Below are 12,974 nucleotides of genomic sequence, written 5' to 3'. Positions count from 1 at the left end.
ATTATCACAAATGTAAATATATTAACTTAAAGGTATTTATATCCATTTTCCCTAATCACGATGCGTTCGAACCACTTTGTTCGTCTGGACTTCCCGTGGAGTCATTAAAGACTTGCAGTCGCTCCTCAATATCTCCGCTGGTCCGTAGGGCGAAGCACTTTCGCGCTTCTTCTTTGGCAGCCGATGCTGTTGTGTTCAGCACTCTGTGCTTCACACGTAACAAAGATTGTGGAGACATACTCAAGTGGCGAATGCCAAGCTCCAACCAAAGCGGAATGGCACGCTCGTCCCCTGCCATCTCTCCGCACACACTGACATCAATTCCGGCCGTATGCGCCGCATCCGCTGTGGCACGAAGCATCCGCAGAACAGCCGGATGATAGGGGTGATACATATGAGCGATCTGCTCATTCATTCGATCTACTGCCAGTACATATTGAACCAGGTCATTCGTACCAATACTGAAGAAATCCGCTTCCTCTGCGAGCAGATCAGCAATCATTACTGCTGCAGGAACCTCAATCATGATTCCCACCTGAATATGAGGGTCGTATGGTAAACCGCGCTCGTCCAGATCGGACATCGCCTCACGAAGAATCTCATTGGCCTGCTGAAGTTCTTCCACCGAAGAGATCATCGGGTACATGATTTTGACATTTCCGGCAGCACTGGCACGCAGAATGGCTGTAAGCTGTGTTTTGAACAGGTCCTTGCGATCCAGACTAATTCGAATCGCACGGTAACCCAGAAACGGATTGTCTTCCTCCGGCAATTCAAAGTAATCGAGTTGCTTGTCACCACCGATATCCAGTGTACGAATAACCACGGATTGTCCTGCTGTTTTCTCAGCCACAAGACGGTACACTTCATACTGTTCTTGCTCACCCGGGAACGTAGCACGGTCCATATACAAGAACTCTGTTCGGAACAAGCCCACACCTTTGGCCCCTTGTTTCAAAGCAAGGTCCAATTCCTTCACCGAACTGATATTGGAAGCCAAGTGCAGAACCGCCCCATCTTTCGTAACGGCATCCACAGTAGCAAGGACTTGAAGTTGTTCCTTTTTCTTCAGTTGTTTGCTGCGAAGCATCGTATACCGTTCAATCGTCTTGCGATCCGGGTCCGTAAATACCAAGCCGTTGTCACCATCCACAACAAGCATGTCACCTGTCTCTACCGGCATGCCAAGACTCGCTTCCAGACCGGAAACGAGAGGAATGCCAAGGGCACGAGCCATAATCGCAGAATGTGAAGTTTTCCCGCCAATCAAGGTTACAATGCCTAATACATGAGTGGGATTCAGATGCGCCAGTTGAGATGGCGACAGCTCTTTGGCCACGAGTACATACGGCTGGGTATCCGAAGGAAGTGTAATCTCCGGTGCGCCGAGCAAATGCTTGAGCAGACGGTTACCCACATCCTTAATGTCAATAGCCCGCTCTTTCATATACTCGTCTTCCAGCAAGTCAAACATCGTGACAAAATGGTCAATGGCTTCTTTGACCGCCACTTCTGCCGCCTTGTACTGACGTTCGATTATGCCACGAATTTCGTTCATGAATACCGGATCTTCGAGGATTGCCAGATGTGCATCAAAAATACTGGACTCCTCTGGTCCAACAACTTCCTTGAACTCATTTTTGATATATTCGATCTCATCCTTAGATGTCCGTATGCCCTCATACAGCCGTTCGAACTCTTGGGCGAGATCTACCGAATCCATCTTCTGATCCGGCAGATCCCATTCCCAACTGGGCAGGACAAATGCTTTGCCGATGGCTATGCCTGCAGCTCCGTTGATGCCTTGTATCTTCATTCTACCCCTCCAACGTTCCTGTCATAGAGCACCACGGACATAACGGATGCCTGACCTTTCTTAACTTGCTTAAATGGAGCAAAACTCCATGATTTTACACGATCTGGATTCGTAATGACCATTGGTGTTGTTAGTGACGCCGCTTGCTCGCGAAGTACTGCGAGATCAAACTTGATCAACAACTGCCCTGGCTCCACCGTATCGCCCTCCTGAACAAAAGCTTCAAAATGGCCTTTCAACTGAGAGGTATCGATGCCGATATGCAGTAACACCTCAAGCCCCTCACGGGTAGAAATACCCAAGGCATGCATGGTCGGGTACAAGTGCATAATCGTTCCGTACACGGGTGAGACCAGCTCTCCCTTTTCCGGAACAAAAGCTACACCATCACCGACAAGCTTGGCTGCAAAGATCTGATCCGGCACCTCTTCAATCGGAAGCATTTTACCCTGAACGGGGGCACAGAACAGAACCTGTTGCAGATCTCTTTCCAGCAGCTTCGCGATTTCTTCCCGAATTAATTCCGAGTAGGTCCCGAATACCACCTGTACGTTACCGCCACCCAGCTTGATTAGTCCAGCGGAGCCCATACTTTTCATGGCACCCGTGTCGATCAGGCGATCATCATGCACAGTCAGGCGAAGACGTGTAATACATGCTTCAACCTGTACAATGTTACTCTTCCCACCCAATGCTTCGAGGATTAAAGGTGCCTGATAAGGAATGTTGCCTACCCAATCTTCCAGCATGGAGCCCTCTTCACGTCCTGGTGTTGGAATCTTGAACGTACGAATGGCCCATCGGAACAGGAAGTAATAAACCAGCCCATATAGTATGCCAATCGGAATGAGCTTCCAAGCATTCTCCGATAGATGGAAATTGAGTATGTAATCAATAATACCTGCGGAGTAAGAAAATCCATGCCGGATATCGAGCCAGTAACTAATCCACATGGCAACACCGGACATCACTGCATGCACGATGAACAGATAAGGTGCCGCGAACAAAAAAGCAAACTCAATCTGTTCCGATACCCCGGTTAGGAAACAAACGAGTGCCGATGTCAGAAAAGTTTTCTTGATTTTCGGTTTCAGATCTTCCCTGGCTTCCTGAATAATCGCAAAGGCTATCGCCGGAATGGCAAACATCATGATGGGAAACAAACCCGCCATAAAAAATCCTGCGGTAGGGTCTCCTGCAAAAAATCGGGGCAAATCCCCTTGCACAATGTTACCATCAGGCGTTTCGAAGGTTCCTAACTGGAACCAGAACACATTATTAAGCAGATGATGAAGTCCAAAAGCGACCAACACCCTGTATAACACTCCGTAGATGAACAAGCCAAATCCCCCGAGACTGTATTCCCAAGTGGCAATGGCATTCAATCCATGCTGTAAAATCGGAGCGAGCCATAACATAAAACAGGAGAACAATGCCGAACAGAGTCCAACGATGAGCAAAACAAACCTTGAACCCCCGAAAAATTGTAAAATTTCAGGAAGTTTAATGCTTTTAAACCGATTATGCATCCCACCGGCAAGCGCGCCGAGTATGATTCCGATTAAGGAAGCGGGCTGAACGGTGCCGTCGCCGAAGTTCCGAGTCACCTGATCATATATCACGATACCAGCCAGAGCAGCAAGTCCCGCCTGTCCGGCCTGGTTGGAGAGTCCCAGTGCTACACCGACAGCGAACAAATACGGTAAGAAATAAAAAATACCGTGTCCGGCCACGGTAGACACTTCACCGACAACATCCAATCCCCAGGCGTCCCAAGGCAGACTGCCAACACTGAGCAAAATTGCGGCGGCAGGCAGGACCATTGTAGGCAGCATTACCGCTCGTCCGAGCTGCTGCAAGGATCCGAGCCAATTCATGGCGACCTCTCCTTTCTATCCTAGATGGTAAGCTTTACACAACGTTTTGTCAAAGCAAAACAGTAACCCATTGGTCATTTAATATCACAAAAAGAGAACAGAAAAAATCCCGTCAACTTCAAGTTAACGGGATTCATCCTATGTTCATTCAATTGGGTCAGATCAGGAGATCAACCGATCTCAGGTGTACGGGCCTCTCAGCCGCGTCCAGCGCCGCGCAGAACGATGGAATCCTCTACCTTGATACAACGATTCGTTACCGCTGTCATGCCGTTCTCTGCAGCAATCTGGACCGCTTCATCACTATGGATGCCAAGCTGAAGCCACAGCACATTTGCTTTGATGGCAGCGGCGTCACGTGCGACATCCGCGCAAAACTCTTCGCGACGAAACACATTGACAATGTCTACCGGCTCTGGAATATCCGAGAGTGTGGCATATACCTTCTCACCAAGGATTTCACCTTCCGCCTGTGGGTTAACCGGGATGATGCGATAACCTCTGCTCTGCATGGCTTCGGCCACCATATAGGAAGTGCGATCCGATTTGTCTGATAAACCGACAACTGCGATGTTGCCTGCCTTGCGCAAAAGTTGTCCAATTTCTTCACGAGTAGGGTTGTTAAATTCCATGTTCAAGCACCATCCTTTTCTGATTAAAGTGCGTGTTCAAAAGACTAATTTTCAGTTATTTACTCTTTTACCCATTGAACCGAGGCGCCAAGCGCCTGCAAATGATCGAAATATTGCGGATATGACTTGGCTACATGGTGTGCATCCCGAATACGAAGCGGTTCCTTGGAACGCAGACCCACAACAGTGAGCGCCATAATTACACGATGATCGTAGTGAGCGTTAATCTCAACGCCGCCTTCGACGCCTTCCGGACGTCCGTGTACGATAATCTCAGCTTGACGCTCTTCAACGTTTGCTCCTGCCTTCCGCAGTTCGTTCAAGTAATCGGTAATTCGGTCACATTCCTTGTAACGCAGGTTCTCTACATTATAGAACCGTGACGTGCCTTCCGCAAACACAGCTGCGGCTACCATAGCCAAAACGGCGTCAGTTGCGGCATCCCCGTCGAATTCGATCGCTTTCAGTCTGCCATTTCCTTGAACATGTACAACATCGTTCTCATGTGTCAAGGGCACTTCCATCATGCGCAGCACGTCAACAATTGCACGTTCACCCTGTTTGCTCTGCTCCATCAGGCGCAGAATCTTCACATCGGACTGTGTAACCGCTGCTGCTGCAAGAACCGCTGCTGATCCAGGATAATCCCCTTGAACTGTGTAGGTCGTTGGCTGGTAAGCCTGTCCACCTGGTACACGGAAGGACATGTAATCATCACTTGCATGGATAACGATGCCTGCCTGCTTCAGCACTTCCAGCGTCTGTCCAATAACGACCTTGGACTTCAGGTCATTCAGCACTTCAATGGTGCTGTCTTCTGCAAGCAAAGGTGTAACAAACAGCAATGCGCTCAGATATTGGGAGCTGACGGAGCCGGATACACGAATGTGTCCACCCTTGGCATTGCCACCTTTGATTGTAATCGGCAAGCGTCCTTGTTCGTGCTGTACTTGTACACCCAATTGGTCAAGCGCATCGATCAAGTCATCATGCGGACGTTTGCCCAGCGAATCCGGGTACGTATTCACAAATGTAACGTCAGGGCAGAGCGCTGTAACGCCCATCAGGAAACGAAGTACAGCACCTGCATTACCCACATTCAACTCACGCACATCACGTGGATGACTCCCGAAGCCCTTGATCACAATCTTGCTGTCATCTTCTTCAAGTACTGCCCCAAGATCACGAATACATCTGCGCATGGCGTCACTGTCTTCACTGTGTGCCGGGAAATGAATGGTACTTGTGCCTTCTGCCAGCGCAGCAGCCAGCAAATAACGGGTAGTGTAGTTTTTGGAGGACAGAGCCCCGATTTCCCCGTTCAGAGTGGGGGTTGGTTTAACAATAACGTCCATGGATGAAATTCTCCTTCATTGATTATATTGTGGCCAAATTGACATTCCGTGCATCGCTTGGGTATCATTATAGGCGTTAAGTCCATACAGAAAAGAGGACCTGAATATGACACAAATAGCTGAAATTGAAACGTCTGAGCTGCGCCGCCGTTTACAGGCGGGAGAGAAGCTCCAGATGATAGACGTCCGCGAGGACGATGAAGTCGCGCAAGGCATGATCGAAGGAGCCAAGCATATTCCACTTGGACAGATCCCGGACCGTCTGTCTGAGATTGAGAAGTCAGGCGAGATCGTGATTATCTGTCGTAGCGGTTACCGCAGTGAGCGTGCATGTGAATATCTGCAGCAACTGGGATATGAAGGCTGTACAAACATGGTCGGCGGTATGCTTCAGTGGCAACAGGAAGACTAGAGAAACCTGGAGTGGAGTTATTCGTAAACTTTGACCTCTACTCTACTCTTCTCTTAGAAACGAACGGGCCACTATGGCCCGTTTTGTTATATCTTCCACCAGTTATAAATCATCAAACTTCGATGATAACAAGCTTAGACGCGGTAATGCGCTAAAATTAAACGAGTCACTTCAGCAGCGGATAACTGAGTTGTATCCACCGTATAATGCGCGAACCGGTATGCGTCTTTCCGTTCTTCCATAATCGTCTTGATGCGTTCCTCTGCATTGCCTTCGAGAAGTGGACGATTGTCACAACCGCTAACACGTTCCACAATCACAGCCGGATCAGCAGTCAAGGCAACCACCCAACCATTGTTCAACATCACATCACAATTATTCGAACGCAGCACCACGCCACCTCCGGTCGCGATGACCTGTGACTTTTTCTCCAGTACCGAACACAACACGCGGCTCTCGGCATCACGGAAATACGTCTCTCCCTTGCCAGTGAACAGTTCCGGAATCGTACAGCCTTCCTCTTTTTCCACCGCGGCGTCTACATCAATCAATCGATAACCAAGCTCGCGTGCAAGCATGTCAGCCACGGTTGATTTGCCGGTTCCCATCATGCCGATGAGAATAATATTGTTAGACTTGCTCAAGGTGTACACTCCTTTAATTCAAGCAATTCGTGAGCACTTTTGTCCTATCATAACACAGCCCTGCAGACTGGGAAAGACCATCTCCCAACCGACTTCCTTTCGACCATCCACAATTACTCCCAAGACAGATCAAGTAACTCCCGGCATCTAAGCCCCCTTCAGATCTCACCCTCAAGCAGCCGAGCTCCATTAAGCTTATTTACGGTAAAAAAGAGGCCTGGCATTAACCGGCAATCACCGGAACGCCAAACCTCTTTTGAGCCTCTTAGCCGGCCAAATCTGCCACTTTAAGGCGCTCTGTCCAAATCTCATCGATTCGGATATGGGGTACTACTCCATCCAATTGTGGTGGAAGCTTCCTTCTTTGTCCACACGTTTGAACGTGTGAGCACCAAAGTAGTCACGTTGTGCTTGCAGCAAGTTTGCTGGCAAACGCTCTGTACGGTAGCTGTCGTAGTAAGACAGTGCGCTGGAGAAACCAGGTACTGGAACACCTTGTTGTACAGCTGCCGCTACAACTTCACGCCATGCGCCTTGATAAGACTCAACGATGTTTTGGAAGTAAGGATCCAGGAGCAAGTTTTTCAGCGCTGCGTCTTTGTCATACGCTTCTTTGATGTTTTGCAGGAACTGCGAACGGATGATGCAGCCACCACGGAAGATCATGGCAATGTTACCGTATTTCAGATCCCAGCCATACTCATCCGAAGCTGCACGCATTTGGGCAAATCCTTGTGCATAAGATACGATTTTACTTGCAAACAGCGCTTTACGTACGTTCTCGATGAACGCTTTTTTGTCGCCAGAGAATGCTCCAGTTGCTGGTCCACTGAGAATTTTGCTTGCTGCTACACGCTCGTCCTTCATGGCAGACAGGAAACGGGAAAATACGGATTCCGTGATCATGGACAAAGGTACGCCGAGATCCAGCGCGCTTTGGCTTGTCCATTTACCTGTTCCTTTTTGTCCAGCCGCATCCAGAATCACGTCAACCATTGGTTTGCCTGTTTCCGGATCGTATTTGGAGAAGATATCTGCTGTGATTTCGATCAGGTAGCTGTCCAGCTCTCCTTCATTCCATTCCGTAAAGATTGCATGCAACTCTTCAACGGAAACGTTCAATACGGATTTGAGCAAGTGGTACGCTTCACCAATCAACTGCATGTCTCCGTACTCGATACCGTTATGCACCATTTTCACATAGTGTCCGGCACCGTCAGGGCCAATATATGTACAACATGGATCGTCACCGACTTTGGCCGAGATCGCCGTCAGGATCGGTTCAACCAGTTTATAAGCACTTTCCTGTCCACCTGGCATGATGGAAGGGCCTTTCAGTGCGCCTTCTTCACCACCGGATACACCTGTACCGATGAAGCGAATGCCTTTGTCTTCCAACTCTCTGCTGCGACGTTGCGTATCAGGGAAGTATGCGTTCCCTCCATCGATGATGATGTCGCCCTCATCCAGGTGAGGAAGCAGTTGTTCAATGGTAGCGTCGGTCGCTTTGCCGGCTTGTACCATGATCAAAATTTTGCGCGGGGATTCCAGGGATGCTACGAACTCTTCAATGGAGAATGAGCCTGTCAGGTTTTTACCTTCAGCTTCTTTCAGAAGATCATTGGTTTTCTCCGGGGAACGGTTATAAACCGATACTGAGAAACCTTTGCTTTCAATGTTAAGGGCCAAATTTTTGCCCATGACAGCCAGGCCAATTACGCCAATTTGTTGTTTTGTCATCTGGTCCTCCATCCTTTGCTCCAATTAATTTTATTGAAATACATTCTCAACAATACTCCCATTTTAACGGTTTTATGTATAGAAGTGAACCCCGTGGCACAGCTACGCAATGAGAAAACACCCCAATTTGCTGAGGTGTTCATCGTATTTTCATAAATACGGCCTTGTCTTGTCAGCCTTCCAACATTAGCAGATGTCCGGACAGCTGTTTTAAGACTTCACGACAAGCATTTGCTTTGTCTATATTATCCGTCTGCATGGCCGTGTAGAGGCGTTCCAGTTCATCGTCCACTTCCATACGCAACAACATGAGCCTTTGCTCGCCTTCACGCGAGAGGAACATTTCTTCCATCTCTTCCGCCGTTGGCGCAGGTTCCTTTTGAAATATGACACGCTGTTTGAACCCGGAAACCTCCACAAGCCGAATGACCTCACCAAATAAAATGTTCTCCACGGTCATCTGCTGATCCTTGAACCGCTTCACAACCGCATGCCCGCGTGTATCTCCAATCAGCTTCTCCAGCCACTCTGCAAGCTTGGCATCCTTAATAATATAATCTCCAGTCATCTTGTAGTTCCCCGTGCGTGTCTGTTGAAAGCGGAGCTTTACCAGCTTGCGGCCGGTCCGGACTGACAGGATAAAAAAGGATTCGTCCTCGCTCCAATATAGTGAATATCCCTCACGAATAAGGTCTCTGATCAAATTTTGGATATGCCGACGGTTGAACCGCAGCTCCAGATTGCAATATTCAACTTCATAACTCTTATTCACGGCACTCCCTCCATCTGTACCGGATCAACTCCGGCCCTCGTCTTCAATCGCTTCTACTCAATCGGCTTACCCTATTTTATACTTCATTTTATGTAAGGGTACTTGGTTATTTGACTATTTTTCATCGAAAGGACCGCAGGATTGCAGCTTTCCGCAGACGCACAGGGGCAAGCCCCCGATTATCATGATATAACGGACGCAAAAAAGGGAGTTCCACAACCAGGTTGGTTAACGGAACTCCCTGTTTTTTCACTTATTTGGCTGGAGCGGTGCGAAACGGATTGCGGGATAACACAAAGTGCACAACGGCAAGTCCTGCCATGACGATGGCACTGCCAATGAATGGGGCCGGATGGCTAACGTGGTCCCACAGCAGACCGGAAACAATAGGGCCTACAACCATGCCTGATCCCTGGAGTGTGAGAAAAAATCCCCAGATCGCTCCCCGCTCTCCTTTGGGAATCAGTGTGGCTACAAAAGCATTCCAAGCGGGCAGAATCATGGCATAACTGATGCCCACCAGCATAACAACACCAAACACCACCGGAATGGAGGTTATGGACGAAAACGCGAACAGACTCGCCGCAGCCATCAAAAAACCAATGTTCAGGAACGGTTTCGTACCAAACCTGTCTACCATTTTACCTACAGGCAGTAAGGCAATAACGGTGATTCCACCACCCGCAATCAGCAACAAACTGTAAAGGTTTGGTGAGATATGCAGGTCCGTGCGTGTATATAGCGTGATGACTGGACTGAGCAGTCCAATGACAAACGATTGCATAAACAAGGCAGGATACACCAGTGGATTAACATTAAGCGTGCTGCGAACCCTTTGCAGTGTGTCCTTCACACTCTTTTGCAGCCGTATGAACGGCGTGAGCAAATTCGGTTTGGCTGGATATTTCACATCTCTATTCTTCGCCGCCTGCTCGGCATGCTCTCCTTCAACAATGACACGTCCAGGAAGAATCATGGCCACCAGAATAACGAGAATGGCACAACCCATCAACACCAGAAATATGGTGCGATAATCATGATGTGTACGCTCCAGCAACCAGTTCATGCCGATTGGCCCAAGGCCTGTACCGCCCAGAGCGGCCATCTCCAGCGCCCCCATTGCTGTACCATTCTTGTTCTGTGGGCCTGACATCGCAGTCACCCCTGTCATGGCGCAAGGCCAGAGCGGTGACGTACCAATACCAAGAATCAGACAGGCCAAGGCCAGTCCAACAGCACTTTTGAGAAAAAGGATCATAATAACAGCGATTAAGGTACAGATTAGTGCTGTGACCATCGTTGCACGGAACCCGATCCGTTCTGCTGCCCAGCCGGAAGGTGCCCGGAATAGATTATCTCCCAGATATTGAAGAGCAAATGCCACACCAATCACACCCGCGGAGAGACCCAGAATATTGTCCATATACACGGGCAGAACAGCTACCAGTAGGGCTCCTTTGATAATTTCAACCAGAAAAAGTGTCAGCCACATCGCGATAAAAAATGGTGATCGCAAAATTTTGACTGGTTTTGTGTCAGTTTGCATTCTTTTTCCCCTTTCGGTGTTCATTTGCCTATTCCCTATCCTTAGTGTAACCGTGGGGAATGTGACCAAATCTCGGCAATTTAAAAAATTGTCGATTATACTGTTGCATTCGGGTCTTAATTTGCTATACTCATCTTTGTTTACCAATTTTATTAGGAAGGGTTGTGACAGCAATAATGAATCACCACCGTACGCCGCTGTTTACCGCTTTAAAAAATCATGCGGCACTCAATCCGGTACAGTTTCATATTCCGGGCCATAAAAAAGGATTGGGAGCGGATACCGAATTCCGTGAATTTATTGGCGATAATGCCTTCTCCATAGATTTGATTAACATCGCACCGCTGGATGACCTGCATCAGCCAACTGGTGTCATTCAGGAAGCACAGATTTTGGCAGCAGATGCCTTCGGAGCCGATTATACCTATTTTAGTGTACAAGGCACAAGCAGTGCCATTATGACCATGATTCTATCTGTATGCTCACCGGGTGACAAAATTATTGTGCCCCGGAATGTGCATAAATCGGTTTTGTCCGCCATTATTTTCTCAGGCGCCAAACCCGTATTTGTATCTCCTTCACAAGATGCCAATCTGGGCATTGACCACGGAGTGACCACACAGTCTATCCGTCGTGCACTTGAGCGCCATCCGGATGCCAAGGCATTGCTTGTCATTAACCCGACCTATTACGGCGTGGTTACAGACCTAAAAGAAATTGTTGAGCTGGCACACAGTTATCAAGTCCCTGTGCTTGTTGATGAAGCCCATGGCGTACTCATTCATTTCCATGAGGATCTGCCACTGTCTGCGATGGCAGCAGGTGCCGATATGGCTGCAACCAGTGTTCACAAGCTTGGTGGCTCCATGACACAGAGTTCCGTACTCAACCTGAACACGAAGAATGGGTTCGTGAATCCACAGCGTGTACAGACAATCCTGAGTCTGCTCACATCAACATCAACTTCATACATTTTGCTTGCTTCACTCGACACATCAAGACGTAACCTGGCACTCCATGGTCGTGAGATTGCACAGAAAGCAATTGATCTAGCCGATTTTGCCAGACGTTCGATTAACGATATGGATGGACTGTATTGCTTCGGCAAAGAACTGCTGGGTACAGAAGCAACCTTCAATTATGATCCAACCAAAGTAACGATCCATGTGCGCCATCTGGGTATTACAGGATATGAGACAGAGAACTGGCTGCGTGAGCATTACAACATCGAAGTCGAACTTAGTGATATGTACAATATTCTGTGTCTCATCACGCCAGGAGATACGGATGACAGCGTGGATATCTTGCTGAACGCGTTGCAGGATCTCTCCCGTACCTATTATCAAGTGAACCCGGCTCATGAACTGGTAGTCAAAGTTCCGGATATTCCACAGTTGATGCTGACGCCACGTGATGCATTCTATGGTGATACCGAAGTGATTCCGTTTAAGGAATCCGCAGGACGTATTATCTCTGAATTCATCTATGTCTATCCGCCAGGAATTCCGATCCTGTTACCGGGTGAGGTTATTACCCAAGAGAACATCGACTATATTATCGATCATGTCGAAGTTGGATTGCCTGTCAAAGGACCCGAAGATCGCAGTGTAACCAATGTTAAAGTGATCGTGGAAGCCGATGCCATTTTCTAAAACAGCCCCATTGCGCTATGCAGGGGATAAATCTAAAGGACCAAGCCTACGCTTGGTCTTTTTTTATGTTGTAGGACAAGCGAGTTTGCATTTTCCCGTCTATTTCGTCGTTCAAAACGATCATACAAATGCTCATACACCTCTTAAAAACAAACAAAAGGCCCCCTGAAATCAAGGAGCCTTCATGTTATGTTCCAAAAGAATGACTATTCTTGTGATGCAACGAGTTCGTTGTAAGCCGCTTCAACGCGGTTCCACTCTTCTTCGTCTTCAATATTGTAGAGCACCATTTCCTCGTCTTCTTCTTCCATACGCAGGATGATGCCGTCAGCTTCAGGATTGTTACGTTCCAGCAGGAGCGCATAAACATGCTTCTCCACGTCAAACGTCTCCACCAAAACCATCTCCACGTCTTGGCCGTTCTCGTCTGTTAATGTGAGAAGGACTTCTTCATGCTCGTGGTCGTGGTCGTGGTCTTGCCCGCATCCGCAGCCATCGCCGTGTTCATGTGTGTGATCGCTCATTGAA

The 12,974-nt window shown here is 48.3% G+C and carries 11 protein-coding genes; 2 read left to right on the top strand and 9 right to left on the bottom strand.

Going from position 1 to position 12,974, the window contains the following annotated elements; all coding sequences use genetic code 11:
- Positions 1-55: 55 nt before the first annotated feature.
- The 4 genes from ptsP to aroA form a co-directional block, all read right to left on the bottom strand.
- Positions 56-1,816 carry a phosphoenolpyruvate--protein phosphotransferase gene (gene ptsP / locus ACE3K2_RS01785; RefSeq protein ID WP_421886003.1) on the bottom strand — a complete coding sequence of 587 codons (1,761 nt, stop codon included), beginning with the start codon at positions 1,814-1,816 and terminating at the stop codon, positions 56-58.
- Positions 1,813-3,693, bottom strand: a complete 1,881-nt coding sequence (locus tag ACE3K2_RS01780; RefSeq protein WP_421886000.1) for a glucose PTS transporter subunit IIA — start codon at positions 3,691-3,693, stop codon at positions 1,813-1,815. The genes ptsP and ACE3K2_RS01780 overlap by 4 nt, the downstream gene beginning before the upstream one ends.
- 197 nt (positions 3,694-3,890) lie before the next feature.
- Positions 3,891-4,325: a CoA-binding protein gene (locus ACE3K2_RS01775; protein WP_421885998.1), complete on the bottom strand. Its 435-nt coding sequence runs from the start codon at positions 4,323-4,325 to the stop codon at positions 3,891-3,893.
- Positions 4,326-4,384: 59 nt separating this feature from the next.
- Entirely contained in the window at positions 4,385-5,680 is a 1,296-nt protein-coding gene (aroA, locus tag ACE3K2_RS01770) for a 3-phosphoshikimate 1-carboxyvinyltransferase (protein ID WP_421885995.1), read from the bottom strand.
- Between the two features lie 106 nt (positions 5,681-5,786).
- Here aroA and ACE3K2_RS01765 point away from each other — a divergent pair, with 106 nt between their 5' ends.
- Positions 5,787-6,092, top strand: a complete 306-nt coding sequence (locus ACE3K2_RS01765) for a rhodanese-like domain-containing protein (protein WP_017687407.1) — start codon at positions 5,787-5,789, stop codon at positions 6,090-6,092.
- A gap of 134 nt (positions 6,093-6,226) precedes the next feature.
- On the opposite strand, the gene ACE3K2_RS01760 is transcribed toward ACE3K2_RS01765, so the two are convergent.
- From ACE3K2_RS01760 to ACE3K2_RS01745, 4 genes are all read right to left on the bottom strand, one after another.
- Positions 6,227-6,736 carry a shikimate kinase gene (locus ACE3K2_RS01760; protein ID WP_421885992.1) on the bottom strand — a complete coding sequence of 170 codons (510 nt, stop codon included), beginning with the start codon at positions 6,734-6,736 and terminating at the stop codon, positions 6,227-6,229.
- A 330-nt stretch (positions 6,737-7,066) separates the two neighbouring features.
- Positions 7,067-8,476, bottom strand: coding sequence for an NADP-dependent phosphogluconate dehydrogenase (gene gndA / locus ACE3K2_RS01755; protein ID WP_421885989.1), 1,410 nt, complete (start codon positions 8,474-8,476; stop codon positions 7,067-7,069).
- A gap of 172 nt (positions 8,477-8,648) precedes the next feature.
- Positions 8,649-9,248, bottom strand: a complete 600-nt coding sequence (locus ACE3K2_RS01750) for a hypothetical protein (protein WP_421885987.1) — start codon at positions 9,246-9,248, stop codon at positions 8,649-8,651.
- A 253-nt stretch (positions 9,249-9,501) separates the two neighbouring features.
- The gene (locus ACE3K2_RS01745) at positions 9,502-10,794 is read right to left on the bottom strand and encodes an MFS transporter (protein WP_421885984.1); all 1,293 of its coding nucleotides are present in this window, start codon (positions 10,792-10,794) and stop codon (positions 9,502-9,504) included.
- Positions 10,795-10,970: 176 nt separating this feature from the next.
- Between ACE3K2_RS01745 and ACE3K2_RS01740 the strand changes: the two genes are divergently transcribed.
- Positions 10,971-12,446, top strand: a complete 1,476-nt coding sequence (locus ACE3K2_RS01740; protein ID WP_253442690.1) for an aminotransferase class I/II-fold pyridoxal phosphate-dependent enzyme — start codon at positions 10,971-10,973, stop codon at positions 12,444-12,446.
- Positions 12,447-12,652: 206 nt separating this feature from the next.
- On the opposite strand, the gene ACE3K2_RS01735 is transcribed toward ACE3K2_RS01740, so the two are convergent.
- Positions 12,653-12,970, bottom strand: a complete 318-nt coding sequence (locus ACE3K2_RS01735) for a DUF1292 domain-containing protein (protein WP_036614722.1) — start codon at positions 12,968-12,970, stop codon at positions 12,653-12,655.
- Positions 12,971-12,974 lie beyond the last annotated feature (4 nt).

Source organism: Paenibacillus sp. (assembly GCF_048976745.1).
Lineage (GTDB): Bacteria > Bacillota > Bacilli > Paenibacillales > Paenibacillaceae > Paenibacillus.
The sequence above is the reverse complement of the archived record's forward strand: the minus strand, read 5'-3'. Positions and strand labels throughout refer to the sequence as shown.